Annotated in this window: 27 protein-coding genes; 3 read left to right on the plus strand and 24 right to left on the minus strand. The window is 60.8% G+C overall.

Annotated features, from left to right (window positions below; all coding sequences use genetic code 11):
* Positions 1–47: 47 nt before the first annotated feature.
* From D8U73_RS05600 to D8U73_RS05695, 20 genes are read right to left on the minus strand one after another with little or no spacing between them, the layout of a single operon-like run.
* The gene (locus D8U73_RS05600; RefSeq protein WP_056852283.1) at positions 48–1,274 is read right to left on the minus strand and encodes a beta-ketoacyl-ACP synthase; all 1,227 of its coding nucleotides are present in this window, start codon (positions 1,272–1,274) and stop codon (positions 48–50) included.
* On the minus strand, positions 1,274–2,002 hold the full coding sequence (fabG, locus tag D8U73_RS05605) for a 3-oxoacyl-ACP reductase FabG (protein ID WP_130903916.1): 729 nt from the start codon (positions 2,000–2,002) through the stop codon (positions 1,274–1,276). The genes D8U73_RS05600 and fabG overlap by 1 nt, the downstream gene beginning before the upstream one ends.
* Complete coding sequence (locus D8U73_RS05610) at positions 1,999–2,460, minus strand: hotdog family protein (protein WP_056852285.1); 462 nt, start codon at positions 2,458–2,460, stop codon at positions 1,999–2,001. Before D8U73_RS05610 ends, fabG begins: the two co-directional genes overlap by 4 nt.
* The gene (locus tag D8U73_RS05615; RefSeq protein ID WP_130903917.1) at positions 2,457–3,653 is read right to left on the minus strand and encodes a beta-ketoacyl-[acyl-carrier-protein] synthase family protein; all 1,197 of its coding nucleotides are present in this window, start codon (positions 3,651–3,653) and stop codon (positions 2,457–2,459) included. Before D8U73_RS05615 ends, D8U73_RS05610 begins: the two co-directional genes overlap by 4 nt.
* A complete protein-coding gene (locus D8U73_RS05620; protein ID WP_082557516.1) occupies positions 3,650–4,153 on the minus strand; it encodes a hypothetical protein in 504 nt (167 codons plus the stop codon). Before D8U73_RS05620 ends, D8U73_RS05615 begins: the two co-directional genes overlap by 4 nt.
* Positions 4,153–4,878: a class I SAM-dependent methyltransferase gene (locus D8U73_RS05625; RefSeq protein ID WP_130903918.1), complete on the minus strand. Its 726-nt coding sequence runs from the start codon at positions 4,876–4,878 to the stop codon at positions 4,153–4,155. Before D8U73_RS05625 ends, D8U73_RS05620 begins: the two co-directional genes overlap by 1 nt.
* Positions 4,875–6,122 carry an NAD(P)/FAD-dependent oxidoreductase gene (locus tag D8U73_RS05630; RefSeq protein WP_130903919.1) on the minus strand — a complete coding sequence of 416 codons (1,248 nt, stop codon included), beginning with the start codon at positions 6,120–6,122 and terminating at the stop codon, positions 4,875–4,877. The genes D8U73_RS05625 and D8U73_RS05630 overlap by 4 nt, the downstream gene beginning before the upstream one ends.
* Positions 6,109–7,269: a sodium:proton antiporter gene (locus tag D8U73_RS05635; protein ID WP_130903920.1), complete on the minus strand. Its 1,161-nt coding sequence runs from the start codon at positions 7,267–7,269 to the stop codon at positions 6,109–6,111. Before D8U73_RS05635 ends, D8U73_RS05630 begins: the two co-directional genes overlap by 14 nt.
* Positions 7,266–9,605 carry an MMPL family transporter gene (locus D8U73_RS05640; RefSeq protein ID WP_130903921.1) on the minus strand — a complete coding sequence of 780 codons (2,340 nt, stop codon included), beginning with the start codon at positions 9,603–9,605 and terminating at the stop codon, positions 7,266–7,268. Before D8U73_RS05640 ends, D8U73_RS05635 begins: the two co-directional genes overlap by 4 nt.
* Positions 9,589–10,290, minus strand: a complete 702-nt coding sequence (locus D8U73_RS05645) for an outer membrane lipoprotein carrier protein LolA (RefSeq protein ID WP_130903922.1) — start codon at positions 10,288–10,290, stop codon at positions 9,589–9,591. Before D8U73_RS05645 ends, D8U73_RS05640 begins: the two co-directional genes overlap by 17 nt.
* Positions 10,287–10,712: an acyl-CoA thioesterase gene (locus D8U73_RS05650; protein WP_056852292.1), complete on the minus strand. Its 426-nt coding sequence runs from the start codon at positions 10,710–10,712 to the stop codon at positions 10,287–10,289. Before D8U73_RS05650 ends, D8U73_RS05645 begins: the two co-directional genes overlap by 4 nt.
* On the minus strand, positions 10,705–12,249 hold the full coding sequence (locus tag D8U73_RS05655; RefSeq protein ID WP_130903923.1) for an aromatic amino acid ammonia-lyase: 1,545 nt from the start codon (positions 12,247–12,249) through the stop codon (positions 10,705–10,707). Before D8U73_RS05655 ends, D8U73_RS05650 begins: the two co-directional genes overlap by 8 nt.
* Complete coding sequence (locus D8U73_RS05660; protein ID WP_130903924.1) at positions 12,230–13,171, minus strand: glycosyl transferase; 942 nt, start codon at positions 13,169–13,171, stop codon at positions 12,230–12,232. Before D8U73_RS05660 ends, D8U73_RS05655 begins: the two co-directional genes overlap by 20 nt.
* Positions 13,168–13,902, minus strand: coding sequence for a glycosyltransferase family 2 protein (locus D8U73_RS05665; protein ID WP_130903925.1), 735 nt, complete (start codon positions 13,900–13,902; stop codon positions 13,168–13,170). Before D8U73_RS05665 ends, D8U73_RS05660 begins: the two co-directional genes overlap by 4 nt.
* Positions 13,895–15,592, minus strand: a complete 1,698-nt coding sequence (locus tag D8U73_RS05670; protein WP_130903926.1) for an acyl-CoA synthetase family protein — start codon at positions 15,590–15,592, stop codon at positions 13,895–13,897. Before D8U73_RS05670 ends, D8U73_RS05665 begins: the two co-directional genes overlap by 8 nt.
* Complete coding sequence (locus D8U73_RS05675; RefSeq protein ID WP_130903927.1) at positions 15,589–16,134, minus strand: hypothetical protein; 546 nt, start codon at positions 16,132–16,134, stop codon at positions 15,589–15,591. The genes D8U73_RS05670 and D8U73_RS05675 overlap by 4 nt, the downstream gene beginning before the upstream one ends.
* Entirely contained in the window at positions 16,131–16,385 is a 255-nt protein-coding gene (locus tag D8U73_RS05680; RefSeq protein ID WP_028622164.1) for an acyl carrier protein, read from the minus strand. Before D8U73_RS05680 ends, D8U73_RS05675 begins: the two co-directional genes overlap by 4 nt.
* A 9-nt stretch (positions 16,386–16,394) precedes the next feature.
* Complete coding sequence (locus D8U73_RS05685) at positions 16,395–16,655, minus strand: phosphopantetheine-binding protein (RefSeq protein ID WP_056852297.1); 261 nt, start codon at positions 16,653–16,655, stop codon at positions 16,395–16,397.
* Positions 16,636–17,445 carry a lysophospholipid acyltransferase family protein gene (locus tag D8U73_RS05690; RefSeq protein WP_056852298.1) on the minus strand — a complete coding sequence of 270 codons (810 nt, stop codon included), beginning with the start codon at positions 17,443–17,445 and terminating at the stop codon, positions 16,636–16,638. Before D8U73_RS05690 ends, D8U73_RS05685 begins: the two co-directional genes overlap by 20 nt.
* Positions 17,421–18,146, minus strand: a complete 726-nt coding sequence (locus D8U73_RS05695; RefSeq protein WP_056852299.1) for a beta-ketoacyl synthase chain length factor — start codon at positions 18,144–18,146, stop codon at positions 17,421–17,423. Before D8U73_RS05695 ends, D8U73_RS05690 begins: the two co-directional genes overlap by 25 nt.
* 352 nt (positions 18,147–18,498) lie before the next feature.
* Here D8U73_RS05695 and D8U73_RS05700 point away from each other — a divergent pair, with 352 nt between their 5' ends.
* The gene (locus tag D8U73_RS05700) at positions 18,499–19,269 is read left to right on the plus strand and encodes a ParA family protein (RefSeq protein WP_056852300.1); all 771 of its coding nucleotides are present in this window, start codon (positions 18,499–18,501) and stop codon (positions 19,267–19,269) included.
* A gap of 107 nt (positions 19,270–19,376) precedes the next feature.
* Here D8U73_RS05700 and D8U73_RS05705 read toward each other — a convergent pair whose 3' ends face one another.
* Both D8U73_RS05705 and trxC read right to left on the minus strand, forming a co-directional pair.
* Positions 19,377–19,745, minus strand: coding sequence for a hypothetical protein (locus D8U73_RS05705; protein ID WP_130903928.1), 369 nt, complete (start codon positions 19,743–19,745; stop codon positions 19,377–19,379).
* Between the two features lie 208 nt (positions 19,746–19,953).
* Positions 19,954–20,388 (minus strand): thioredoxin TrxC, encoded by a 435-nt coding sequence (trxC, locus tag D8U73_RS05710; RefSeq protein ID WP_130903929.1) that lies wholly within the window; start codon positions 20,386–20,388, stop codon positions 19,954–19,956.
* A 198-nt stretch (positions 20,389–20,586) separates the two neighbouring features.
* Here trxC and D8U73_RS05715 point away from each other — a divergent pair, with 198 nt between their 5' ends.
* Complete coding sequence (locus D8U73_RS05715) at positions 20,587–20,883, plus strand: type II toxin-antitoxin system HigB family toxin (protein WP_130903930.1); 297 nt, start codon at positions 20,587–20,589, stop codon at positions 20,881–20,883.
* Complete coding sequence (locus D8U73_RS05720; RefSeq protein WP_130903931.1) at positions 20,880–21,281, plus strand: transcriptional regulator; 402 nt, start codon at positions 20,880–20,882, stop codon at positions 21,279–21,281. The genes D8U73_RS05715 and D8U73_RS05720 overlap by 4 nt, the downstream gene beginning before the upstream one ends.
* A gap of 6 nt (positions 21,282–21,287) precedes the next feature.
* Here D8U73_RS05720 and selO read toward each other — a convergent pair whose 3' ends face one another.
* Positions 21,288–22,751 carry a protein adenylyltransferase SelO gene (gene selO / locus D8U73_RS05725; protein ID WP_130903932.1) on the minus strand — a complete coding sequence of 488 codons (1,464 nt, stop codon included), beginning with the start codon at positions 22,749–22,751 and terminating at the stop codon, positions 21,288–21,290.
* A gap of 48 nt (positions 22,752–22,799) precedes the next feature.
* On the minus strand, positions 22,800–26,153 hold the full coding sequence (gene mscK, locus D8U73_RS05730) for a mechanosensitive channel MscK (RefSeq protein WP_056852305.1): 3,354 nt from the start codon (positions 26,151–26,153) through the stop codon (positions 22,800–22,802).
* Between the last annotated feature and the right edge of the window lie 32 nt (positions 26,154–26,185).

The raw sequence follows: 26,185 nt of genomic DNA on the forward strand, positions 1-26,185 counted from the left end.
GTCCGCAAGTACACCGAAAATTCAAAGTCGTTCGGTAGTTTGCCGCGTTACGCCCAGCGCTTGAAAATCAGCGAAGTATTCACCCCGCCAAACGCAAAATTGTTGTTCATCACGTAACGGTTGCTCATCTGCCGGAACTCGCCGCGCAAGTAGTCCAGCTTGCCGCAATGCGGGTCGACGTCGTCGAGGTTGAGGGTATGGGCGTAGAGGTCGCGGTTCATCATTTCGATGCTGAACCAGGACTCCAGCGCACCGCAGGCGCCGAGGGTGTGGCCGAGGAAGCTCTTTTGCGAGCTGATGGGCATGTGTTCGCCAAACAGGCTGCTGGTGGCCAAAGTTTCGGCGATGTCGCCCTGTTCGGTGGCAGTGCCGTGGCCGTTGACGTAACCGATATCCGACGGTTGCAGCCCCGCGTCTTCCAGTGCCAACTCCATCGCCCGGCGCATGGTGACTTGTTCGGGACGGGTGGTGTGCTGGCCGTCGGCGTTGCTGCCGAAACCGACGATTTCGGCATGGATGCGTGCGCCGCGCGCGAGGGCGTGCTCCAGCTCTTCGAGCACCAGCATGCCACCCCCTTCACCGATCACCAGGCCGTCACGGCCGCTGTCATAAGGACGTGGCGACAACTGCGGGGTGTCGTTCTTCAGGCTGGTGGCGTAGAGCGCGTCGAAAACCATGGCTTCGGTCGGGCACAGTTCTTCGGCGCCGCCGGCGAGCATCAGCGGCAAGCGGCCGAACTTGATGGCCTCGTAGGCATAGCCGATGCCCTGGCTGCCGCTGGTGCAGGCGCTTGACGTCGGGATCAGGCGGCCGGTGAGGCCGAAGAAAATGCTGATATTGGCCGCCGTGGTGTGCGGCATCATCCGCACATACGAGTTGGCGTTCAGGCCCTCGGCCACCGAATTGAGCAGCATGTTGCCGAACGCCTTGATCTCGTCGGTGCTGCCGGTGGACGAACCGCAGGCGACGCCCATGCGTCCATCCTTGATCGATTCGTCGTCGAGCAGTCCGGCGTCCGTCAACGCCTGTTCCGCCGCGCCGACTGCCAGCCGGGAAACACGGCCCATGCTGCGCAGTTGCTTACGGGTCCAGTGGCTCGGCACCTTGAAGTCGTCGATAGGCCCCGCCAGGCGCGTGTTGAGCTCGGTGAATCGATCCCACTCGTCCATCCGGCGGATGCCGCTGCGGTTGGCGGCGAAGTTGCCGACGATGGTCTGCCAATCGCTGCCGAGTGAGGTGATGCCGGCCATGCCGGTGACGACGACGCGCTTCATCAGCACAGGCCTCCGTTGACGGCCAGAACCTGCCGGGTGATGTACGAGGCTTCCGCGGACATCAGGAAATTCACTGCGCCTGCCACCTCTTCAGGTGTGCCCATGCGTTGTGCGGGAATCATTTTCATCAGTTCTTCCACCGGCACGTTTTCGTCGAGCATGGCCGTGTCGATCAGGCCGGGGGCGACACAGTTAACGGTAATTTTGCGCTTGCCCAGTTCAATCGCCAATGCTTTCGCCGCGCCGATCAGGCCGGCCTTGGAGGCGCTGTAGTTGACCTGGCCCCGGTTGCCGATCAGGCCGGACACCGACGTGATGCAGACAATCCGCCCGGCGGCGCGACGACGGATCATCGGCATCATCACCGGGTGCAACACGTTGTAGAAACCGTCGAGGTTGGTGCGCATCACCACATCCCAATCATCCTCGCTCAGTGCCGGAAAAGCACCATCACGGGTCAGGCCGGCGTTGAGCACCACGCCGTAATAGGCGCCGTGGGTTTCGACGTCGGCCTCAAGCATCGCTTTGCACATGGCGCGGTCGCTGACGTCGAATTGCAGGATGCGTGCCTTGCGTCCCAAGGCTTCGATGTCGGCTTGCACGGCCATGGCCTCGGTCAGTCCACTGCGGCAATGCAGCACGATGTCATGCCCGGCCTGGGCCAGGCGCAAGGCGATGGCGCGGCCGATACCACGGCTGGAACCGGTGACCAGTACGGATTCAGTCATGACTGGACTCCTGCGGGTTCATGAAGATATTGAGCCGCCTGCGGCGGGCGGTACACGTTCAGGCGGGCGGTGGCGTGAATGCCTGGCCCGTCGATGTGGCATTCGAACACGCCCATGCCGTTGTCGTCCTCCAGCGAGCGGATGCCGTGGATGGTCAACTCGCTGCCGGCCGGGAAGTTTTCGACGTTGCACTCGAACTTGCGGCTGCCGAGCAGAAAGCCCAAGGCCACCGTTTCGCCGCGCTGGCGCGCATGACAACCGGCGAAGGCGGCGACGCTCTGGGCCATCAGTTCGATGCCAACCCAGGCCGGCAAACTGCCGTCAGGCAGGCTGAACAAGCCATCAGGCTTGACGGTGAGGCGGGTGTGAATCTGCTCGTCATCGAATGCCAGGATCTGATCGATAAAGATCATGTCGCCGGCGTGAGGCAGCAGTTCGGCGAGCGGCCAGTCAATCATGGGGCGTCTCCGATAATCAGGCTGACGTTGTTGCCACCGAAGGCAAAGGAATTGCTCATCAGGAAGCGAGGTCCTGTGGACGCCATTCGATCGGCCGGGGTCACCCATTTCAGGGGCGGTAACGCCGGGTCCGGTTGGCCATCCCAGATGTGCGGCGGCAGGGCGTGCGCGTGGTTGTCCTTGCTCAGGCTCAACCAGCAGAACGCCGCTTCCAGTGCCCCGGCGGCGCCGAGGGTATGACCGGTCATGGGTTTGGTCGACGAGCAGGGGACACCTTGCGCAAACAGCGCATTCACTGCCTGACTTTCCATGGCGTCGTTGTGCTGGGTAGCGGTGCCGTGCAGGTTCAGGTAGCCGATTTGTTCGGGCTGTAATTGGGCCTGGTTCAAAGCCTTGCGCATCGCTTGTCGGGCTCCACGGCCGGTCGGTTCCGGCGCGGAAATGTGATGGGCATCGGAGCTGGCGCCGCTGCCCAGCAAGGCAATCGCCTGGCTGTCACTGGACTGTTTGCTCATCAGGAACAGCACCGCCGCTTCACCGATGTTGATGCCGTTGCGGTTTACCGAGAACGGATTGCAGCGTTGCCCGGACACCGCCTCCAACGCTGAGAAACCATTAAGGGTCAGCTTGCACAATGTGTCGACGCCACCGCACAGCACCACGTCGCAAACGCCCAGATCGAGCAGTCGCCGGGCGCTCATCAATGCCCGGGCGCTGGAGGTGCAGGCGGTGGAAATCACATAGGCGGGACCGCTCAGTTGCAACCAGTCGGCGAGGAAATTTGCCGGTGCGCCGAGTTCCTGTTGCTCATAGTCATATTCGTTCGGGAACTGCTGCTCGCGCACGTACTGAGCCAGCCCCTGACTGGCCTCATCGATGCCCGAGGTGCTGGTGCCGAGCACCACGCCGATGCGATGACGACCGTAGGTCTGGATCGCTTGATCGATGTCCTGGCGAATTTGCAGGGCGGCTTCGAGCAACAGTTGATTGTTGCGGCTGCGCTGCCGACTCAGCTGTGGCGGAATCGCCGCAAGCTCGCCCTGCACCGCGCCTACGGGTAATGAACGCTCCGGCACCCAGCCAGCTTCACTGCGCATGCCGGAGCAGTCGCCAGCGAACAGGTTGCGGGCGACTTGCGCCTTGCCGCGCCCCAGCGAGCAAATCACCCCGAGGGCGTTCAGGTAGGCCGTCATGGGGTGTCACCGCTCAGGGGCGTGATTTGATAATTCGGGCCTTTTGGCAAATTCAATTCGAAGCTCGAGGGTTGTGAATAATGAACGTCCCAGCGCGCTGGCAGCGAACGTTGCGCGCCGTGTTGCCAGGCGCTGGGGTAGTTGCTCTGTAGCTCGTCTTTCGGGGTCAGCGCGAACAGCAACGCGGCGAACAGTTCTCGGGCTTCCGGGTTGGGCGGCAGCAGGCCATCGGCGCGCCACGAGCCGTCGACCAGTTTCTGTCGTGCCTGGGGAATGCCCAGCAGGTCCATCATCGACCAGCGAATGGCCGGACCTTCACGCTGGATCACCAATACCCAGTCTTGACGCTGTTCGGCCTGCAAGCGCTGGATGTGAAATTGCAAAGGCAACGAAAGGCTCGGGTTTTTTTCGGGCAGCGGCGGCTGGCTGGCACAGGCGCCGAGCAGCAGGACTGCGACCGATAGAAGAAATCGCATGGCGAAGCGGTTGACGAAAAACATCACACAGCACCTTCAAGAGGTTTGCGCGCCACTACATTGACCAGCGTTTCTTCCCGTTGGCCAAAAGGCTTCGGTTGGCGCAAGCCCATACGTTCAAGCAGGCCGAAATCCCTGGCGCGGCTCCACCACAGGTACGGATAGGACACGTTTTTTTCCGTGAATTGAAAACCCTGTCGACGAATCATCGCCAGATACTGCGCGGCACTCTTTTGCACGTGCATCGGGTGGCGGAACAACCAGCGAATCACCCAGGTATCAATGTAAGCCTCGGTGGATTCCGCGAACAGCAGGTAACCACCCGGCTTGAGCACGCGATAGAACTCGGCGAGTGCCTGTTCCTGCTCGACCAGATGATGGAATGTCTGGTGACAGAACAGCAGGTCGACGCTGGCGTCGGGCACGGCCAGGGTCGCGCAATCGCTGCCGAGCAATTCTACCGTCAAACCTTGGCCAGCTGCTTCTGCGCGGCTCTGGTTCAGGCTTTGCGGGTCGGCGTCCACGCCGATCAGACGCTCGGGCATGAAGGCCTGTTGCAGATAGCGAAATGACTTGCCTTGACCGCAACCGGCGTCCAGCAACACCGGGCGGCTTGGCAACACGTCGCCGAACAGGCGCTGCAGATCATTGATCGCCACGCGCAGCACATGATGCTGCCAGGTGTGGCTGCGCAGGAACCAAAGCCCGAAACGGGTCTCTTCGACGTAAGTGTTGCTCAAGTAGCTCATGTGGCGTCCCTTGAACACAGCTGCGACAACATCCGCAGTCGGCGTTTGGGTTCGGCGACGAACGGGTTGCGCTCATCCCAGGCATAACCGGCGAGGATCGAACTGATCATGCGGCGAATGTCCGGCGCACCGCCAGGGAAATAAATCACGTCCTGGAAAGTCCCGGCATACCAGCCCTCGACGTAGCAGCGGAAGGTATCGACACCGCGCTTGAGCGGTTCGGCGAACTCGCGTTGCCAGTCGACGGTTTCGCCTTGCAACTGACGGTGCAAAACCGCAGCGGCCATGCTCGCTGAACGCATGGCGATGGTCACGCCGGAGGAAAACACCGGATCGAGGAATTCCGCCGCGTTGCCCAGCAAGGCAAAACCCGGCCCGTGCAGGGTTTTGACGTTGGCCGAGTACCCGCCGATGGTACGCGCCGGTGTGTCCCAAACGGCGTTGGTCAATACGCCGGCGAGGCTCGGCGTTTCGGCAATGAAGCCGCGCAGGCAATTGTCCAGATTGTCGGTGCGACCCTCGAAATGTTCCGCTGAAGCGACCACGCCGACCGAGCAACGTCCGTTGCTGAACGGGATGGTCCAGAACCAGATATCGCGCTGGGTAGGGTGCGTGGTGACAAGGATCTTGCTGCGGTCGAAATTCGGGTTGTCGATATGGTCTTCGACGTGGGTGAACACGGCCTGGCGCAGCGGGAAATTCGACGGCGCCTCCAGGTCGAGCAGGCGCGGCAGCACACGCCCGTAACCGCTGGCATCAAGCATGAAATCCGCTTCGATCCGATACTCACTGCCATCCTCACGCTTGACGCCGAGCAGTGGCTTGGCTTGATCGATATCGACGCTGACGATGGTTTCGCCGTAGCGGATCTCCACGCCCTGGAGGGCGGCCTGATCGGCCAGCAGCTTGTCGAAGTCGGCGCGCTGGACCTGAAACGTTGTCGGTTTGCCTTGGGTGAACGTATCGCCGAAATCGAAGCTGCTGTAGCGCTCGCCCCAGGCGAACGCAGCACCGGTCTTCAGCTGGAAGCCGGCCGCGTTGACGGCATCGAGCATGCCCGCTTCTTCGACGAAATCCAGGCAATGCGACAGCAGGCTCTCGCCGATGGAAAACCGGGGGAAATGCTGTCGCTCGATGACCAGCACATCATGGCCCTTGCGTTTGAGCAGCGCAGCGGCGATAGCGCCGGAAGGGCCGGCCCCGATGACCACGATCGGGCGACGTTGCAATTCAACGGTTGGCATGAGGGCTCCTTGCCGGGGCGGCAGCGTTCAGGGGAATTCGGTGCATACCGGCGAGTGCCGGCAGCAGTGTCGCGACCAGGCCCATCAGCATCAACGCAAAGTACAGCGCCGGGCTGATCAGCTGTTGTTGCAGCAGCAGGTTGAGAAAGACGATCTCACTCAAGCCGCGAATGTTCAGCAGCACGCTTTCGCGCCAGCGACTGGCGCCCTGGAACGAGGCGCCGGCCCAGCCCAGGCCGATCCAGTTGCCCAGCAGTTTGCTGGCAATCGGCAACAGCAGCAGCGCCACCAGTTGCAGCCAGCCAAGGCAGTCCATCGCGCTGTGCACGTTGATCTGCACGATGCCGAAGGTGAGGATCAACGGGATGGCGATGTAGGTCTGCAGGCGGCTCATCCAGATCGCCGGCAGCGGCAGCACCAGCGGCGCCTTCAGCGCGGCCATGATCAACACATAACCGATGCCGAAAATCAGCGCATTGAGCTTGTAGTGTTCGGCGACCACCAGCAGGGCGAAAAAGCCCAGGCTGTAGAGCCAGGTCTGGCGCAGTCCGAGTAGCCGCAGCAACACGGGCAGGCAGGCACCGGCCAAGGGCAGCAGGAGACTGCCCAGGTGCAGGCTGCCTTGGGCGAGGGCAAAGAGGGTCCAGCAGGCGAGGTCGATCAGGATCGCGGTCTGTACCAGTCGACGGGTGGCGGCTGGCGGGTAATCGATGTGTCGCAGGTACAGGTACAACACTGGAATCGCAGTGATGGCAAACAACAAACCAACGGCCAGCGAGCTGATCCACGGTTGCGGCGGCAGCAGCCAGACCGCGGTGGCGAGGCCGCAGACGAACGGAATACAGAAACTCGGCAGAGCGATTTTCAGGCTTCGGCGGTCCAGTTGCAGATCGATCACATCGCTGAGGATATAGCCCAACAGCAGTGCAAAACTCAGGCTGTAGAGGTTTTTCAGCCAGATGGGCGACACCAGCGCCGCGCCGCTCAGTTGCCATTGCGGCTCGATCCAGAAGAACATCAACAGCGGCAGGCCAATGGTCGCCAGCAACAACTGGCTGACGATCGGGATCAGGCCGACGTGGCGACCGATGCGAGTCGCCACGGCGAACAACGCCAGGGCCATTAGCCAAAACACAACGATCATCATGTTGTCGGCTCCGCAACAGGTAGCGCATGCACATGGCGCCCGGCCCAGGGGGCAAGCAGGAAACTGAAGATCAGCCCCAGGCTAACCGACAAGCCGAAATTACTCACCGCGGGCGTACTGGACACCGCCAGCAAGCCGAACGACAGCCAAGTAGTCAATGCCGCCAGCAAGGTGCCCAACAGGCTCACGGCGGCGCCACCGACCTGTTCGCGCATGAGGATCGCGTAGTCGACGCTGATCGCCGTCACCAGCAGCAGGCCGAACAGGCTGAACAGCGTCAGCGGCTGCCCCAGCCAACCGAGGCTGGCCAGGCTGCACAGAGCGGCCAGCAGCGGCAGGGACACAATGCGCAGTGCGCCGCCAAAGCCGAACGGCACGACCAACACCAGCACGATCAGCACACAGGAAGCGAGTTTCAGTTCGGCAGCGCTGATTTGAGTGGCAGCGAAAACACGGTTCAGCTCACCCAGTCGATCCACCAGTACCACCCCCGGTAAATCTTCAGCCTGGACTTGCAGCAAGTTCGGGTTGGTGATGCCTTGCAGGCTGACCATGGCCGCTACGCCGTCATCGGTCGGCCCCAGCCACAACAAGCGATAAGGTTCCGCCAGCGGCCCGGCCAGGGCACTGTCGATGTCTTCGACGGGCAGTGCTTGCAGCTGGGTCAACTCCGCTTGCAACGCCGCGACCGGCACGCCGACATCCAGCAGCGGCTGCCAGAACTGCGGCAGTTTGCCCAAGGCTTGGCGAACGTGTTGCTGGTCATTTGACGGGCTGACCAATTGGTCGAGCGACAGATAGCCCTGAAGTTTTTCCAGATTGACCAACTGATCCAGACGTTCGCTCAAGGCACTTGATCGTTCGAGCAATTGCTGTTGGTTGGCGGCCCGCACCAGGAAGAACTGGCTGGTGGGTTGATAGCCGCTGATCCGTGCGATGGTTTGTGCTTCGTCGGTCAATTGCTGCGGTGCACCGACCCATTGGCGAATGTCGTTTTTCGTTTGCAGTTGCAGCAGGCCAGCGACACAGAAAGCGAGCAGCAGCACCAGCAGCACCGGCGTGCTCAGGATCTTGAGCAAGTCTTCGCGACGAGCCAGCAAAAACTCGGAAACCTGCAGCGGCCATTGCGCCGGGCGCAACTCCACACCCTTGAGCAGCGCCGGCAACAGGCATACGGCGGACAGATAAGCTCCCAGCAGACCGGCGGCGGAGAACACCGCAATCTGGGTCAGCGCGGGGAACGGCGTCCAGGCCAGGGCCAGGTAGCCGATGGCGCTGGTGATCAGGCTCAATGTCAGGCCCGGCAAAGTCAGGCGTAGCGCTGGCCAGCTTTGCCAGGGTTTAAGGCTCCAGCTCTTGGACAAATAGTGCAGTGGATAATCGACCGCGACGCCGATCAGGCTCGACCCCAGCACCAGTGTCATCACGTGCATATGACCGAACAGTGCCACACACGCCACCGCGCCGAACAGCATGCCCACCAGCACCGGGACAAATGCCAGCAACACACGCCAGCGGCGGAAGGCCAGAAGCAACAGCAACAGGATGCCGACGGTGGCACCACCGCCGACCCAGGTCATCTCACGGGACGCCTGTTTCTGACCATTGGCGGCATAGAGCAGGCCGCTGGCGGCCAGCAGTTGCACGTCAGACGTAGCGGCTTCTTCGCGGCTTTGCGCAAGCAGATCGGCCACTTGCAGCGGCAGGCTCATGTCGAAGGCGTTGCCGGTGGTGCGGGCGCGCAGCAGTACCCAGCTCTTGCCGTCGGCATCGGCAATCAACGCGCCGCTGCCGAGGTCCAGTTGCACCGCACCGTGCTGCGGCTGGCTGTTCTGGATGCGTCCGGTCAGGCCCAGCCAGTCGTCCTGGCTTGGCACCAGGCTGAAGCCGGTGAAGGGGTCGAACAGCGCTTGTACGCGTTGCTGGATAAAGGCGTCGGGATGCTCGATCAATTGCTGGCGATCGTCCGCCGAGAGCATCGACAAACGGCCCTGCAACAGTTGCGTGCGCAGCGCCGGCAAATCGGCTTGCAGGTTCCACTGGACCTTCTCGAACAAACCACTGGCCTGCCATTGATCGCCGAGTTTTTGCGCCATGGCGATGGCCTGCTCACGATGTTCATGGCCGACCAGTACCAGCATTTCGCGATTCAGTGGTTCCTGCATGCGTTGTTCGGCGCGCAGTTCCAGAGCGTCGGGCGCAGTGCCCGGCACCAGTTCCATCAGGTTGGCCGACAACGGTGCACCGTTGCGCCATTGCCAACCGGCGAGCGCCACCACGGCCAGCAGCAGGATCACGAATAGCCACGGCAGCCTGCGTTCACTGGGCAAAGTCATGTTGCTCCGCGTCGCTCAAGGGTTGGGCACTGGTGCTGTCCTGCATGCGCAACAGGGTGCGGTCGCCCTGGGTTTCAAGCAATTCGATGCTGTGCACCAGTTCACCGCCGGCAATGTTGATCTGGTTGAACACCTGCTTGAGCAGCATCGAACGCGGTAGCAGGGTCAGTTTCCAGTTCTGCGCGTCGCCGCTCAAGGACAGTTCGAAATCCCGTTGCAGGCCGCTGCTGTCGCCTTGCAGCACAGCGAGGAACAAACGGTTCTGCTCGGCGCCGGCGCTTTTGCCAGGCAGCATCTGCCAGCTGTTGCCGTCGCGTCGGGCAATACCTTGGGTGGTGATGCGGTAATCCTGTTGTAACGGGGTTTTCAGTAGCCAAAGCAGACCGTATTTTTTCGCCAGGACAAACGTGCCTTTGCTGGTCAGTGGCTGGGGCAGGGCACGCAGGTGCTTTTCCTGGATGAAGTTGCCGTGGATGACGTCGGGCTTGGCCAGTTGATCGCTGAGCTGTTGCAGATCGAATGCCTGAGCCAGCCCCGGAATGCCCAACACCACGCACAACACTGCAGGAGCGAGCCTGCTCGCGAAAAACCCGAGAACGCCGCAGGGTTTGGCCCCGGCGTCATCGTTAACGACCATCGCTGGCAAGCCAGCTCCCACAGGGGACCGGGGGTGGCGGAACATCATGGCAAGGCCCTTTCGACGGCGTCGGTGAAGACTTTGGGGGAAGCCAACAACATCTCGCGGTTGCTCATGTCGACCGCGACTTGCACGGAAACCGCGCGGGTCAGGCGTTCGCCGGTTTGCGCATCGCTGATCAGGTAGTTGATCTTCAGACGGTTTTCCCATTCCACCAGATTGGCTCGCACGTTGAGCTTCTGGCCGAACACCGCACCGCGCACGTAGCGCAATTGCAGGTCGATCACCGGCCACGCGTAACCCGAGTCGGACATCGCGGTGTAGTTGTGGCCGATCTTGTCCAGCAACGCGCAACGGGCGATTTCCAGGTATTTGACGTAATGACCGTGCCAGACGACGTTCATGCTGTCGACGTCAAAGAACGGTACGAGGATTTCCGTATCGGTGTGCAGCACTCCCTTGCTACGCATGCAGCCTCCAGTGTTGTTCGGCGATCCGTTTCAGGCACAGGCGCAGTTCGCCTTCCAGCGCACGATCTTCGATGACCGGCGGGAAGTCTTTGCCCAACGCTTCGTGCATGGCCGCGAGCGCTGGCGGCAACGGTCGCGCGTCCTCGGCCTGACCACGCAGCCAGACGCCTTGGTTGGCGGCGAGCAATGTGGCGGCGGCGACCTGTTCGGTCAATTCCAGTACACGGATCGCATCGCGGGCGGCGATGGTGCCCATGCTCACCTTGTCCTGGTTGTGACACTCGGTGGAACGCGAAAACACGCTGGCCGGCATGGTGTTTTTCAATGCTTCGGCGGTCCAGGCACTGGTGCCGATCTGCACGGCCTTGAAACCGTGGTTGAGCATCGCTCGGTCGGCTGTGGCACCGGAGAGATTGCTCGGCAAACCGTGGTTGTAGCGCTCATCCACCAGCAGGGCGAGTTGCCGGTCCAATAGGTCGGCGACGTTGGCGACCAGGTTTTTCAAACTGTCCATGGCGAACGCGATGTGGCCGCCATAGAAGTGCCCGCCATGCAAAACACGTTCGGCTTCGGCATCGATGATCGGGTTGTCGTTGGCGCTGTTGAGCTCGATTTCAATGAATGAACGCAACCAGTTCAGGCTGTCGGCCAGCACGCCAAGGACATGGGGCGCGCAACGCAGGGAATAGCGGTCTTGCAGGCGATGCAGCGGTGCGGTCGGGGCGTCGATCGCCAGATCCTTGCGCAGCCACGCGGCGACTTGCATCTGCCCCGGATGGGGTTTGGCGGCGAACAGGCGCTCGTCGAAATGCTCGGGATTACCTTGCAGCGCGACCACGTTCAGCGCGGTGATGCGCGTCGCCAGTCGCAGCAGGTAGTCGGCGCGGGCGAAGGCCAGGCAGGCGAGGCCAGTCATCACGGCGGTGCCGTTCATCAGCGCCAGGGCTTCTTTCGGACGCAGCACCAGCGGTTGCCAGCCGAGCTCGCGATGCACCTCGGCGGACTGGCGGCGTTCGCCGCGGAACATCACTTCGCGTTCACCAGACAGCGTGGCGGCGACGTAGGACAGCGGCGTCAGATCGCCGCTGGCGCCGACCGAACCTTCTTCCGGAATCAGCGGCAGAATGTCGTATTCAAGGAAGGCTTGCAGGCGTTCCAGCAGTTCCACCCGCACCCCCGACACGCCGTGGCACAGTGACTGCAACCGCGCCGCCAGCACCGCACGGGTGGCCTGGGCGTCGAGCAATTTGCCCAACCCGCAACCGTGGAAGGTGTACAGATGCTGCGGCAGCGCTTCGACGTGATGCAGCGGCACCGCCACCACACAGGAATCGCCGTAACCGGTGGTCACGCCGTAGATCACGCCTTCCTTGTCCAGCAGAGAGTCGAGGAAACGAGCGCCCTTGGCGATGCGCTCGCGGTAGGCAGCGTCGCTCTGCAATTGCGCCGGCGCCTGGCGGTTGGCCAGGGCCAGCACGTCTTCGATGCGCAAAGGGAGTTCGCCGAAGGTTACCGGCTCAAGCGTTGGCGTCGTCATCGGTCTTCCAGAAAGGGTAAAAGTTGAACCATTGTTGAGGCGCGTCGAGGCAATAGTGACTCAGGCGCTCGGCGTAGCGGGAGGCCCACTGATGAATGACCTGCTCGCGATCCGTACGTTTCCAGATAATCGAGTCCGCAAAAGGCTCAATGGTCAGGCGATAGTCACCGTCGGGTTTCTTCAGGCACAGCAACAGGTTGACCGGGCATTTCAACAAACCGGCCAACAGCCACGGCCCTTGCGGAAACCTGGCCGGATGGCCAAGGAAATCCACTGTCACGCTGCGCCCGCCATGCAGTGGCACGCGGTCGCCGGCAATCGCCAGCCACTCGCCGCGCTCCAGGCGCTCGTGCAGTTGCAGCATGATCACCGGGTCCAGTTCGCTGACCTGGATCAGGCGCAGATTGGTCGCGCCGGCTTCGCCGAGCAAGCGGTTGAATTGCTCGGCGTGTTTGGTGTGCACCAGCACATTCATAGTGACCTTTTCGCCGATTTCCGCCAGTGCGCGGCAGACTTCGAGATTGCCCAGGTGAGCGCCCACCAGCAGCTGCCCGCGAGTACCGCGCAACTGATTGCGCAGCAGCGCCGGGTCGATGATTTCGATCTGCTCGATGCTCAACTTGCCGTTCCACACGTCGAGTTTGTCGAGCATGGAGTCGGCGAAGGCCATGAACTGGCCGAACACTCGCCAATGGCTCGGGCGCAATTCATTGCGACCGCTCCACTCGGCCAGGCGTTGCTGATATTGCCAGGCACTGTGGCGGGCGCTGCGGCCGAACAGGAAGAAATACAGGACGATGCCGTACAGCAGCGGGCTCAGCAGGCGACGGCCAAGCACTTTGGCGGCGACCGCGGTAAATTTCATCAGCCAGAAACTGCCGCGCTCTTCGCGGTCGGCCCAGTGTTGCTTTTGCGCGTTCATGCTCGCCACCGCCGCCAGAGGATCACCGGTGAACGCAGCAACATGCCGAAAAACAGCCGGGTGTGCATGCTCGATATCAGTACGTTGTCGTAGAACAGGCGGAAATGCGAAACACCGTCCAGCGGGTAATGCACTTTGGTTTGCAGCCATTGCATCGGTTGGTTGCGCCAGGCCAGGCGTACCAGGATGTCCGAGTCGAAATCCATGCGTTTGCCGATTTTTGCCGACTCGATCAGTGCCAGAACCGGCGGCAGCGGATACACACGGAAGCCGCACATCGAGTCGCGAATCTGCAGCGACAGGGTGTTGATCCAGACCATGACGTGGGTCAGGTAGCGGGCGTACAAGCGGCCTTTGGGCACGCTTTCATCGTACTTCGGGTAGCCGCAGATCACCGCTTGCGGATGCTTGCGCGACAGTTCGATAAAGCGTTGCACGTCTTGCAGGTCATGCTGGCCGTCGGCGTCCACTTGCAAGGCGTGGCTGAAACCCAGGCGCGACGCTTCACGCAGGCCGGTCATGACCGCGCCGCCCTTGCCCTGATTGGCAGCGAGGCGAATCAGGTAGACCATTTCGCGTTGCGCCAGTCGATCAAGCACCCTGGCGCACGCCGGGCTGCTGGCATCATCCACCAGAATGCACGGCAGATGGCGGGCAATCAGCGCATCGACCACGGTGGTGATTGCACTTTCGTGGTTGTACACCGGAATGACTGCGCAGGGGCTATGCATGCTGGTTTGCACCTGCAAGTGCGGGTTCCAGCAAAATCCGCCCGCTGGAGCAGGTCGCTGTTTCATTGCGATAGGCAAAGTACAGTTTGCTGCGGTCCGGGTCGAAACGCAGGTGCAATTGGACTTCATCCCCCGGGCGCACCAGTTGCTGGAACTTCAGCACTTCCATGCCGGCGAACTTTTCCGGCAAGTTCATCAATTGCTGGCCGAGGCTCAGCGCCCACTCCACTTGCACCACGCCGGGCAATACCGGCGCCGTGGGGAAGTGACCACTGAAATAGGCAAGATCCGGCGGTACGGCCAGTTGCAGGCTCCACTCGCCTTCGGTTTCGAGCTGTTCCAGAATTTGCGGCGCCTTGAGGCGTGGCGCCAGCAGCAAGGCTTCGACGTCGGCCTGGGGCAGTTTGCCCTGGGTGTTCAGCGGTAGTTGTCGCAGCAAGCGCCAGCGCCGTGGCAGGGCCAGCGCTTCGCAATGCTGGCTCAGGTGTTGGCGCAATTGTTCAGTGAGCGTGCGTCGTCCTTGATTGCGCAAGGCATGAAGGCCCGCTTCTGTCAGGACCAGCAATGCACCCAGTGAAGCGCGATTTTCCTGGACGACGCCAAGGCGCGCTTCGGCCACCCATGCATGGGTCATCAACGCCTGTTCCAGCATCGGCAGCGAAATGCGCTTTTCTTCCAGTTTGACGATTCGGTCCAGCCGCCCCAGCAACTCGAAACGGCCGTCAGCGACAATTCGCGCGGCATCGGCGGTATGTTCGACATGGCCGGCGGGCAAGTAGGGTGAGGCGATGAGCAGTGCGCCGTCAGCGTCCTGGCTCAAGGCGACATCGGCGAAGGGTTGCCAGAGCGTTGGCCCCTGGCGCCAGGCGATGCCGCCGGTTTCCGAGCTGCCAAAAATTTCTGTCGGCCATTGATGGAGGCGTTGGTACAAGATCTTAGCCGCCTCGGCCGGCAACGCGCCGCCGGAAGAAAATACCCGGCGCACTGCGCTCATGGCGGGCCAGTCGAGGTTGTCGCCCATGCGCTTGAGCAGTGCCGGGCTGGCCACCCAGGCGAAAGCCGGATGCTGGCGACTGGCGCGTTGCAGGTCTTCCGGAAACGCCAGTTGCCTGCGCGTGAACGGGCGTCCGGCACACAGTGGCCAGAGCACGCGGAACAGCAGGCCGTAGATGTGTTGGGTGGCAACGCTGCCGATGATGCATGCCGGGCCGAGATCGGCGCCCCACAGCTGTTCCAGGGCCTCGACCTCATTGGCCAATTGCCGCAGGTTTTTTTCGATGCGCTTGGGCTCGCCACTGGATCCGGACGTGCACAGGCTCAGCCGGCATTGATCCAGATCCAGTGCGGCGGCGCTGAGCGGTGCATGTCGGTAAGCGCTCAGCTGAGCATCGTCGGGCTGATCGGTGAGCCACAGGTCCACTTCCTTCGACCAGCGCTGGCGGGTTTGCGCTTGCAAGTCTGCGGGCAGCAATACGCTGACCCCGGCACGCCAGGCACCCAGCAGGGCAATCGCCAGATCGGCGGCGTCTTCAAGGTGCACGGCAATGCGCTGCACACCCTGGGCTTGCAGGCCGGCGGCCAGGCTCAGGGCCTGGGCACACAGATGTGCGTGATCGAGCGGCGGCTCGGCCGTTACGGCTCGCTGCGGCTCGGCCTTGAGCAGCAGCTGCTCAAGTTTTATCCAATTCATGGGTGGCCTCGTACCCGTTGTCGTATCAGCCATTCAATGGCAAACATCAGGCCTATCAATCCGTAGGAAATAAGACCGGTGTACAACATCCACCAGTTCAGTGGCGCCCACAGCGTCAGGGCGGCGGCGCACAAACCGTTGCACAGAAAAAACACGCTCCAGGCGATGGTCACCTGGCGGGTATAGCGAATGGCCTTGGCGGGCAAGTGCGGTTCGCGCAGACGGGCCAGGCGTTCGACCATTGGCGGGCCGTACATCAGACTCGATCCGAACAGCGCCAGCATGAAACCGCTGATCAGCACCGGATACCAACGCAACAACGCCGGGCTGTCGAACAGCGCCAGCAGCAGGCAAAAGACGATGGCTGCCGCGGCCATCCACAGGCTGCCGGGCTTTTGTTGGCCGCTCAGTGCGCGGGCCAGCCACAGGCTGCCCAGCAGCAAACCGAATTGCCACGGCGCGAAATGCTCCATGCCGAAATACACCGCAAAGGGGTACAGCAGGCCTGCCAGCAGCAGGCCAAGGCCGATCAGTCGGCTCATGCGGCCGGTTGAACCAGACGGTAGACCGCCTCGACGACGTCGCTGACGGTACGCACCGATTTGAATTCTTCGGCGGCGATTTTCTTGCCGGTCTGACGTTTGATGTGGTCGATCAGGTCAACCGCGTCGATGCTGTCGATTTCCAGATCCTGATACAGGTTGGATTCGAGGCTGACGCGCTCGGGCTCCAGTTCAAACAGCTCGACCAAGGCATCGCGCAGGGTGTTGAAAATGTCGTCACGAGTTTGCATGGTCCGGTCTCAAGCTGCCTGTTTTGCGGTGACGAACGCCGCAAGGCTCGCCACGTTGCTGAAATGATTACGCGTGTCCTTGGCGTCGGCATCGATTTTGATGCCGTATTTTTTCTGGATGGCCAGGCCGAGTTCCAGAGCATCGACAGAGTCCAGGCCCAAGCCTTCGCCGAAGAGCGTCTGGTCATCGCCGATGTCGTCGGCACTGATGTCTTCGAGGCCAAGGGCGTCGATGATAAGCATTTTGATATCACGGTGCAGATCGCTCATCTTCGGCGAGCTCCTTAATAAAGTACGAATGTAGGTAATCATTGAGCTTGCGCGAGGCTTGAGGCGCTGGGCCCAGCGCAGCGAAGGCCTGTGGGTCTATATCGGCCCCGACGCGAAAACTGAAGTGCACACGACGCTTTGGGATCCGATACCAAGGCTCCGCCTTGGTCAACGTGGTCGGATTGACCCTGATCACCACGGGGGTGAGGATTTTCGCACCCCGCACGGCAATTGCCGCTCCTCCCCGATGAAAGGCCGGTGCCTGACCCGGCTGGGTGCGGGTGCCTTCGGGAAAGATGATCAGGGTTTGACCCTCTTTCAATGCATCGGCGGCGGCATCGAGCATGTCCATGCTGCCGTCGTTGCTGATGTATTCGGTACGGCGTAGCGGGCCGCGGGTGAAAGGGTTTTCCCAGAGGCTTTGCTTGACCACGCAGTTGGCGTGGCGCACCAGCCCGATCAGGAATACCACGTCGATCAGCGAGGGATGATTGGCGATGATCATCTGCCCCGGGCGTCCGAGTTTTTCCTCGCCCTGAATGTCATAGGTCAGCACGCCGGCGCGAGCCATGAACCGCACGAAAAACCAGAAGCAACGGCTGACCGTGTGCCGCGCGCGCAGGCGATGGGTCCGGGCATCGCCCGGCAAACAGCCGAGCAACGGAAAAACCACCACGCGCAGGCACAGCCCGCCCAGTCCGAACAGGGTAAAGCTTGCAGCAGTTGCCAGCAGGCGCCAGTAGTAGGCGTCGCGGTTTTTCTCGATCATGGATTGCGTTGCCAGGTCCATACACGATTTTTCCAGGCATGTTGGCAGGTGGTTTGCTGGCCCAGCAGCGTTTTCAACAGATTCAGTGCATGGGGCCAGCGAGACTTGGACAACGCATCCGAGGGGCTGTTCAGGGACAGCTGCCAGTCGTTGCCTGGCGTGATCAGCAGGCCGAGGGCGTACGGAAACGGCACGTCATCAATCCACGTCGAATAGGCTTCGGGGGGCTGTTCCTCGGTTACCACCAGCAACACGGCCGGCGCACCCTCATTCAGCAAGGCCGCGGCTTCCAGCATGCCGTGTTCCAGGCCATCGCCGGCTGCGGCAAGGGCGGTCATCTCGCTGGTTTCACCGCGCATGATCGACCACAGGCCAATGATCGCGTTGTGCACAGAAAGACTGAATTGAGTGGGCGACAGCGGCTGTTCAACGGCCAACTCACTGAGAATGTCGAAGGTGCGCGGGGTTTCACCATGACGGGAAACAAAGACCAGCGGCAAGTCCTGACGACCTTCGGCCAGGGGCCAAGCGACACTGAATGCCATCCTCGCCAGCCGACTGAGGCGTCGGCGCTGCATGGCCGGCAGAAACGAGACATCCGGGGCCGCATCGCTGCCCGGGAGTACGACCGGTCGTCGACTCCAGGCTTGCCAATCGTCCACGCTTTCGAGCCCCGGGGCCCACGCGCGCCACTGGGCGATGTTGAAATTGATCACAGACATTCATCCCGCCCCTGCGGGCTTTCTTGACGCGATGAGTGCGCAAATGCACGGCACACCCTACGTGGCGCTTGGCGCCGAGTGGTGCGCATTATCCCGGTGCGACGAACGCGTAGCAAATGCTGGTTACATTTTGCTCAGCAAGATGTACCGCCTGGTTGGCGAAAAATGAACGTTTGGCAATTATTCACATTTTCATCATGCCGTTTGTCGGCCATTGCTGCGTATGGCTCTGATGTTTCCCGTTTTTTGGTGCGAGACGACGACTGACTGTGCAGTCCACATCCCGGGAGGTAGCTAAGCAACGCCGTGCACCACTACACTCGGTCATTCTTTGATACACGGAGGTTTTGACATGCGGCGCGTGGTGTTCAATCAGAAAGGTGGCGTGGGCAAATCCAGCATTGCCTGCAATTTGGCGGCGGTCAGCGCCAACGAGGGTTTTCGCACCCTGTTGGTAGACCTCGATGCCCAGGCCAATTCCACTCAATACCTGACGGGGCTCACCGGCAATGACATTCCCATGGGGATTGCCGATTTTTTCAAGCAAACCCTGTCTTCCGGGCCGTTCTCCAGAAAAAATCAGGTCGATATCTACGAAACGCCGTTCGATAACCTCCATGTCGTCACCGCCACGGCTGAACTGGCGGACCTGCAGCCCAAGCTCGAGGCCAAGCACAAGATCAACAAACTGAGGAAGTTGCTGGAAGAGCTGAGCGAAGACTATGACCGGATCTACCTCGATACCCCTCCAGCGCTCAATTTTTACGCCGTTTCAGCGCTGATTGCCGCTGATCGCGTGCTGATTCCCTTCGATTGCGACAGTTTTTCGCGCCAGGCGCTATACGGCCTGCTGGCGGAAATCGAAGAGCTGAAGGAGGACCACAACGAAGGTCTGGAAGTTGAAGGCATCGTCGTCAACCAGTTTCAGGCCCGAGCCAGCCTGCCGCAGCAAATTCTCGACGAACTGATCGCTGAGGGGCTGCCTGTGTTGCCGGTGTATCTGGCCTCTTCGGTGCGCATGCGCGAATCCCACCAGGCCAATACGCCGCTGATCCATCTCGATCCAAGACACAAGCTGACGCAGCAATTCGTCGAGCTGCACAACCTGCTGGAAAACGCCTGATTGATACGGACCGATGGTGCGGCGCAACACACCGAGCGACAGGATTCGCTACTTTTCAGCGCTCCCGGATGACACTGCATGAATCGTTAGGAAAAGACCGGTGCAAGTTACTTCGGGAGCCACTGGTAGAGTAGCCAGCTGGATTCCCGTACAGGCGTCCCGGATTTGGGAGTAGTGTCGTAGAACATCGCATGCGTACCAGGCGCGAGCTTCCTTAGTTTGATGGCGTCGATGTGGATCGTGGTTTCACTCTGTGTTTGGGTGACTATTGCCGTGCTCACCACGACATCAGCGTCGGGACCTCCACTGTACAAATTTATCCGGTCGCCCTCCGCTTGCCCCGGGTAGCGCTGAATGGTCACCGGAATCCTTTGTCGGTTGGAATCAAGGAATTGCTCGGTAATTCTACCGTTCAGCTTTTCGGGTAGCTCTGGTCTGGCAAGATCTTTTGACGATTCAGTGGATGATTGAGTCATTTCAGTTCTCCCTTGTAGTAGTCCTGGCCGAGGCCGGATTCAGAAGGCGTCCTGGCCGTGCGGCAGAACACTGAAACTGATTCAATCAGCTTTTTTTTAGCGCCGATACTGTCACATTTCGCAGGTGGTCAGGTCACGAAAAAGGTGCTAGCCGCCTCAGCGGCTGGACCTCTCGGCAGCGTACCACCCCGTGATCGGCTCAATGGAATCAGACCCCCTGACTGCGCAGCCAGCTCATCAACTGCGGCAATGGAAACGCCCCGCTCTGGCGTGCGACTTCCCGGCCGTTCTTGAACAGGATCAGGCTCGGGATCGAGCGAATCCCCAGCTGGGCTGACAATTGCTGATTGGCCTCACTGTCCAGCTTGGCCAGCCGGCACTTGCCCGCCAGTTGCGCTGCCGCTTGTTCAAATACCGGCGCAAACGACTTGCACGGTCCGCACCAGTCCGCCCACACGTCCACCAGCAACGGCAAATCACCCTTGATCTGGCTGGCGTAGTCACCTTGTTTCAGTTCAAACGGCTTGTTCAACAAGACCTCGGCTTTGCAGCGTCCGCATTTGGGATGATCGTTCAGGCGTTCGGCCGGGATGCGGTTGAGGCCATTGCAGTGGGGGCAGGGGATGAGAAGAGGATTGGTCATGGGCGATATCCAATAGAGAACTGATAACGGCTAGTTGGAGACGTTTGCTTATATTTTCAATCGTGCAGCAACTGAAGCTGAAACTAGGCTGAGACAAGGATCTGATTGAGACCGTTGGTCTGTTTAGATGTATCGCATGTTGCGATAAAAAATCCTTGTGATTAACTCATCCATAGCAAAGTGCGATAAGGATGTTGCATGCGAGTGTTTTCCGAAAAGCGTATCCGGGACGCCAAAGTAAAGTGGCCGCTGGCGGCCAGCGCGCTGGACCAGTGGTATCGATTGGCAAAGCGCGTCAAGCCAACTGATTTTTCGGCCATGAAATCTTCGTTTCCCGCAACCGACAAGGTCGGTGAGTTTCACGTTTTTGATATTGGCGGAAACAAATTACGGCTGATTGCCTATGTTCGATATCAGCATCAAAAAATCTACATCAAGCATGTGCTGGATCACCGCGAATATGACCGCGGTAAATGGAAGGAGGGAAGATCATGAGTGTTCTGATCAAAAACGCGGCCGAGCATTGGGAGTTCGTTGCGCCATTGCTGCGCAAGCCCAAGAACGAAGACGACTATGACACTCTGGTGCAGGCACTCGACGAGTTACTCGAGATGACCGGAGTTGACGAGTCACACCCCCTGATGAGTCTGGTGGACATCATCGGTGACTGGATTGAAGAGTGGGATCACAAACATCACCCTATGCCCGAAGCTACGGGTGCCGAAGTGCTTGGTTACATGATGCGCGAACACGGCCTGACACAGAGCGATCTACCCGGAGTCGGCCCCCAGTCAGTGGTATCCGAGATTCTGAGCGGGAAGCGTCAGCTCAACCTGCGGCAGATCCGCTGGTTGGCCGAACGCTTTGGTGTGTCGGTGGAAACCTTCATATGACCGAATTCAGGAAGAACAACTGATCTCCAGATGCTTGCCCCACTCCGGCGGTCGTTCGGCGTAGCTTTCCATTCCCGGCTGTTCCTCGAACGGCTTGCTCAGCACCGCGTGCAGGCGCCGAACCTCCGAGTAGTCGCCGCTCTCTGCCGCATCGATAGCCTTTTGCGCCAGATAATTGCGCAGGATGTACAGCGGATTCACCGCGTGCATCCGTTGCCGGCGCTGCGCTTGATCAAGCGCGCCTTCGCGGGCAACCCGGGCGATGTAGAGCTCGCCCCAGGCATCGAAGCCCTTGAGGTCGACGAAGTCGTCACGCAAGCGGGCGACGGCCGCCTCCGGTGATTCGTCGCCCAGGCGGCGGAAGAACAGGCTGTAATCGACGCCGCTGTTTTGCATCAGTTGCAGCAGATGTTCCAGCAGCTTCTGGTCGTCGTCTTCAGCCGTGGTGAAGCCTAGACGACGGCGCATCAGGTCGAGGTAATGGGCCTGGAACAGTGGCAGGTACAGGCCGAGGGTTTCGCGCAGGGCCTCGACGCTGATGAACGGCGTCAAGGCCTGGGCCAGGGCGCTGAGGTTCCACTGTCCGATCGGCACCTGGTTGCTGAAGGAATAGCGGCCCTGGTCATCGGAGTGGTTGCAGATGAAGTTGGCGTCGAAGTCGTCGAGGAAGGCGAACGGGCCGAAATCGAAGGTAATGCCGAGGATCGACATGTTGTCGGTATTCATCACCCCGTGGCAGAAGCCGTAGGCTTGCCACTTGGCGATCAGCTCGGCGTTGCGTTCGACGATTTCGCGGAACATGGCCAGATACGATTCCGGTTGTTCCAGGCATTGCGGGAAATGCATGGCCAGCACGTGATCGCCGAGCTCTTTCTGTTTTTCGGGGCGCTTGGTGTAGTAGAAATACTCGAAATGCCCGAAGCGCACATGGCTCGGTGCCAGGCGCAGGACCATGGCGGCGCGTTCCTGTTTTTCGCGCCAGACCGGGGTGTCGGAGCCGATCACGCACAATGCTCGTGTGGTCGGGATGTTCAGCGCGTGCAACGCTTCAGAAGCAAGGAATTCGCGGATCGAGGAGCGCAGCACCGCACGACCATCGCCCATGCGCGAGAAAGGTGTCTGGCCGGCACCCTTGAGGTGCAGGTCCCAGTGTTCGCCGGCCTCGTTGTACACCTCACCCAGCAACAGGCCCCGACCGTCGCCCAGTTGCGGGTTGTACGAACCGAACTGATGCCCGGAATAGACCATGGCCCGAGGAACCGCATCGGCCCAGAGCTTATGGCCGCTGAACAGCTCGGCGAACTCCGGGGTTTCGGCCACGGCCGGGTCAAGGTCCAGCAGCGCCATGGCGGCAGGGCTAGCGACTACGAGGCGCGGGTTGTCGATGGGCTCGGGCAGCACGTGGGCGGAAAACGTATCGCCCAAGCGGTCGAAGCGATTATCGAAGGTCAGTTCGTCGAGGGCTTTCAAGGGCCGGCTCCAGCAGAATGTCCGAGCATTCTGCTGGGGAAAGTCCGGTTAGTCGAGTTTGGCGGCGGGCGGCATTTGTGGCGGTTGCTTGCCATCCTTTATCGGCACAATGGTTTTCGCTTCCGGCTCGATCGGCACCATCTTGTATTCCTGTCCGTGCAGGTTCTTCAGGTAAACCTCCATCTGCCGGAACGAGATGTTGATGTGCTGCTTCTTGAACTCGCGATTGATGAAGCGGTTGACCTCGTCGAGCACCGGGTTGCGGTCGCCGAGGTCGCGCACGTGCATGCGCAGTTCGTGGTCGAGAGTGCTTTCACCGAAGTTCAGGAAATACACGTGGGGTTCCGGATCTTTCAGCACGCGTGGGTTATCCCGCGCGGCCTTCAGCAGCAGCTCTTTGACCAGGTCCAGGTCCGAACCGTAATCGACGCCGAGTTTGAGGGTCACCCGTGTGATGGTGTCGGTCAGCGACCAGTTGATCAGCTGCCCGGTAATGAACGTCTTGTTCGGGACAATGATGTCCTTGCGGTCGAAGTCGGTGATGGTCGTGGCGCGGATGCGGATCTTGCTCACCGTGCCCGACAGGTTGCCGATGGTGATGGTGTCGCCGATGCGCACCGGGCGTTCGAACAGGATCATGATCCCGGAAATAAAGTTGGCGAAGATCTCCTGCATGCCGAAACCGAGGCCAACCGACAGCGCGGCCACCAGCCACTGCAACTTGTCCCAGCTCACCCCGAGTGTCGACAGGGTGGAAACGAAACCGACGCCGGCGATCACGTAGGACAGCAACGTCGTCGTGGCGTAAGCACTGCCCTGGGCCAGGTTGAGTTTGGACAGCACGAACACTTCCAGCAGGCCCGGCAAGTTGCGCGCCAGGGCGAAGGTAATGCCGATGATGATCAGTGCGCCGAGCATGTCGCCGATACTGATCGGCACCATGCTCATGTTGGCGCCGGTGCCGCTGGTGTATTCGTAGAGGGTGATGTTGTCCAGGTACGAGAACACCGTGATCAGGTCGGCCCAGACCCAGTACAGCAAGGCCATGAACCCGCCGAGCAAGGCCAGGCGAATCAGGCGCAGGGACTGTTCGTTGACCTTCTCGATGTCCATGGTCGGCTCTTCGATCACCGCTTCGCCATCGCCGGCCTCCTTGGCTGCCTGCCGCTTGGCGAGGGCGCGCTGATAGGCCAGGCGACGGGCCGCTACGCTCAGGCCACGGACGAAGGTGGCTTCGATCACCAGCCAGAACATCAGCAGGTACAGGGTGTTGATCAGGCGGTCGCTGAGTTTGAGTGCGGTGTAGTAGTAGCCGAAGCACACGGCCACGAACAGCGCCACGGGCAGGATGGTGAACATGACGCCCACGGCTTTGCGGAACAGCGAGGCGTTTTCGTGGGTCGGGCTGCTGACCAGCAGGCGGCTGAGCAGCAATGTCATCAAGGCGTAGCAAGTGAGTACGACCGGCATGCCGATCACGTCATCGGCGAGCCCGGCCGGTTGCAGTTCGGCAACGGCTACCACTGCCACCAGGGCCATCACCACCATCCCGAGCCGACGGACCCAGCCCCGGAGGAATTCGACCTGAGGTTTTTCCCAGCGGAAATGCAGTTCAGCCACGCCGCCCGGTGCGAGGATGCGGTAGGCGGTGTAGAACACCAGCCATGCCTGGGCCATTTGCAGCAACGCCGCGCCCATATTGGCGTTTTGCCCGCGGGCGTCGATTTGCAGGGCCAGGCCGCACAGGGCCAGACCCAACGAGACCGGCATCGCCAACAGGATATTGATCAGAATCGCCTGAGGTGTGTGCCACTGACTGTCACGCTTGAAGTGGCCGATGTCCTGGTGAACCTTGTTCAGACGGGCATACAGTTGCTTGCGACGCCACAGCAGGGCGCCGATCAACAGCGCAAGTGGCAGGAACAGCAGCGGTCGTTGGGTCAGGCCATCAGTCAACTCGCTCAGGCTCGAGGCCAGGGGCAGGGAGTCGACCTGGCGTTGCAAGCGATCCGGCACGCTGCGCAGCCATTCAAGGTCCAGCGGTTTATTGCTGGGAATCCAGAACATCTGCTCGTCCAGCGTCGCACGCAGGCTTTGCGCGGTGCTGAGCAATTGCTTCTGGTTCAACTGCAGGGTGATGGACTCGTTGAGCACTGCGCTCAATTCGCGGTTCAGGCGCTCGAGCAGGTCGGCACGCGTGGTCGCCAGTTCCAAGAGGCTTTTGCGCAACTGCGGGGTGACTTGCTCGGGCGGTTGGGCGGCCAGCAGATTGTCGACATAAGTGGCCGGGTTGCTGAGCAATTCCCGTTGTTGGCTGACTTCGAATTGATACAGCCGAATGTCGGCGATCTGGTCGGCGAGGTCGCGATCGACCTTGAGGCGCGGTAGGGCCAGTTTCTGTTTGTAGAGAATCTTCGAGAGCAGCAGGCTGCCCTTGAGCACGCTGATCTGCTCGTCCAGCGCCGCATCGCTTTGGGTCACGCTGTCCAGCTGTTGCTTGGTCTGCAGGTTCTGCTGGGTGACTTCGTTGAGACGGTCAGTGCTTTTGAGCAGGTAATCCGAGAGTTTCAGGTTGGCGGTGCTTTCAGTCGCCAACAGGCTGCTGCCGCCGGCCTTCTGTGCTTCGATCGACTGCTGCGTCACCGTCTCCTGGGATTGAGCCAGGCGCTTCTGATTGATCAGGCTTTGCAGGTCCTGGATTTCCCGGTCCAGGCGATCGGATTTTTCCGACAGCAAATCATGCTGGCTGTTGCCCAGGTCTTGCAGCTGGGTATTGCCGGCCAGTTCCTGGCGCCGCAGCGGGATCAAGGCGTTGAGGGCGGCGAGCTCGGCATTGAGCTGGTCGCGCTGCTCGGCGCTCAGGGTCTTGCCGGCGTCTTTGCCGGTCTTGAGCATATTGTTGATCTGCTGGATACGCGTCTGGCTGGCGGAAATTTCCGCCTGGGCACGCTCGGGACGGGTCTGTGCAGTAATGATCAGGCTGTTGGCGTCCGCCAGGGCTTTCTGCAGATCGCTTTGCTGGGTCGATCGCTCAGTGAGCATTTGCTCGAGTTGCTGGATCGACTCTTTTGCGAAGCGTTGCGATACGGGCGCGACGACGCTGGCCTTGAGGCGCGTCAGCTCACGCTGGTTTTCGATGGTTTGCTTGGGCGCGGTGGCCAGTTGCTGCTTGAGATCGCTGAGTTTCTGCTCGTAATCACGCTGATTGTTGAGCTGCGTCAGCGTGCCTTGCAGGACGGACTGCAGAGCCTTTTGATCGGCCTCCGGCAATTTGCGGTCGGCAATCTTGTCCAGACTCGTCTGCACAGATTCGCGGGAGGGCGGTTCGGCGGCTTGCAAAGGTCCGACGGAGAGGCTCAGGCCCAACAGGGCCAGGACGAAAAAGGTGCGCAGGCTTGACATAGAGACCGATCAAAATACGAGGCGAAGAGTGG

This window comes from Pseudomonas sp. Sample_22, from assembly GCF_004307635.1.
GTDB lineage: Bacteria > Pseudomonadota > Gammaproteobacteria > Pseudomonadales > Pseudomonadaceae > Aquipseudomonas.

Bases quoted from the DNA above. Each gene is read 5' to 3' on its own strand.
- D8U73_RS05600 (WP_056852283.1), bottom strand. From the start codon at position 1,274: ATGAAGCGCGTCGTCGTCACCGGCATGGCCGGCATCACCTCACTCGGC.
- fabG (WP_130903916.1), bottom strand. From the start codon at position 2,002: ATGACTGAATCCGTACTGGTCACCGGTTCCAGCCGTGGTATCGGCCGC.
- D8U73_RS05610 (WP_056852285.1), bottom strand. From the start codon at position 2,460: ATGATTGACTGGCCGCTCGCCGAACTGCTGCCTCACGCCGGCGACATG.
- D8U73_RS05615 (WP_130903917.1), bottom strand. From the start codon at position 3,653: ATGACGGCCTACCTGAACGCCCTCGGGGTGATTTGCTCGCTGGGGCGC.
- D8U73_RS05620 (WP_082557516.1), bottom strand. From the start codon at position 4,153: ATGTTTTTCGTCAACCGCTTCGCCATGCGATTTCTTCTATCGGTCGCA.
- D8U73_RS05625 (WP_130903918.1), bottom strand. From the start codon at position 4,878: ATGAGCTACTTGAGCAACACTTACGTCGAAGAGACCCGTTTCGGGCTT.
- D8U73_RS05630 (WP_130903919.1), bottom strand. From the start codon at position 6,122: ATGCCAACCGTTGAATTGCAACGTCGCCCGATCGTGGTCATCGGGGCC.
- D8U73_RS05635 (WP_130903920.1), bottom strand. From the start codon at position 7,269: ATGATGATCGTTGTGTTTTGGCTAATGGCCCTGGCGTTGTTCGCCGTG.
- D8U73_RS05640 (WP_130903921.1), bottom strand. From the start codon at position 9,605: ATGACTTTGCCCAGTGAACGCAGGCTGCCGTGGCTATTCGTGATCCTG.
- D8U73_RS05645 (WP_130903922.1), bottom strand. From the start codon at position 10,290: ATGATGTTCCGCCACCCCCGGTCCCCTGTGGGAGCTGGCTTGCCAGCG.
- D8U73_RS05650 (WP_056852292.1), bottom strand. From the start codon at position 10,712: ATGCGTAGCAAGGGAGTGCTGCACACCGATACGGAAATCCTCGTACCG.
- D8U73_RS05655 (WP_130903923.1), bottom strand. From the start codon at position 12,249: ATGACGACGCCAACGCTTGAGCCGGTAACCTTCGGCGAACTCCCTTTG.
- D8U73_RS05660 (WP_130903924.1), bottom strand. From the start codon at position 13,171: ATGAACGCGCAAAAGCAACACTGGGCCGACCGCGAAGAGCGCGGCAGT.
- D8U73_RS05665 (WP_130903925.1), bottom strand. From the start codon at position 13,902: ATGCATAGCCCCTGCGCAGTCATTCCGGTGTACAACCACGAAAGTGCA.
- D8U73_RS05670 (WP_130903926.1), bottom strand. From the start codon at position 15,592: ATGAATTGGATAAAACTTGAGCAGCTGCTGCTCAAGGCCGAGCCGCAG.
- D8U73_RS05675 (WP_130903927.1), bottom strand. From the start codon at position 16,134: ATGAGCCGACTGATCGGCCTTGGCCTGCTGCTGGCAGGCCTGCTGTAC.
- D8U73_RS05680 (WP_028622164.1), bottom strand. From the start codon at position 16,385: ATGCAAACTCGTGACGACATTTTCAACACCCTGCGCGATGCCTTGGTC.
- D8U73_RS05685 (WP_056852297.1), bottom strand. From the start codon at position 16,655: ATGAGCGATCTGCACCGTGATATCAAAATGCTTATCATCGACGCCCTT.
- D8U73_RS05690 (WP_056852298.1), bottom strand. From the start codon at position 17,445: ATGGACCTGGCAACGCAATCCATGATCGAGAAAAACCGCGACGCCTAC.
- D8U73_RS05695 (WP_056852299.1), bottom strand. From the start codon at position 18,146: ATGTCTGTGATCAATTTCAACATCGCCCAGTGGCGCGCGTGGGCCCCG.
- D8U73_RS05700 (WP_056852300.1), top strand. From the start codon at position 18,499: ATGCGGCGCGTGGTGTTCAATCAGAAAGGTGGCGTGGGCAAATCCAGC.
- D8U73_RS05705 (WP_130903928.1), bottom strand. From the start codon at position 19,745: ATGACTCAATCATCCACTGAATCGTCAAAAGATCTTGCCAGACCAGAG.
- trxC (WP_130903929.1), bottom strand. From the start codon at position 20,388: ATGACCAATCCTCTTCTCATCCCCTGCCCCCACTGCAATGGCCTCAAC.
- D8U73_RS05715 (WP_130903930.1), top strand. From the start codon at position 20,587: ATGCGAGTGTTTTCCGAAAAGCGTATCCGGGACGCCAAAGTAAAGTGG.
- D8U73_RS05720 (WP_130903931.1), top strand. From the start codon at position 20,880: ATGAGTGTTCTGATCAAAAACGCGGCCGAGCATTGGGAGTTCGTTGCG.
- mscK (WP_056852305.1), bottom strand. From the start codon at position 26,153: ATGTCAAGCCTGCGCACCTTTTTCGTCCTGGCCCTGTTGGGCCTGAGC.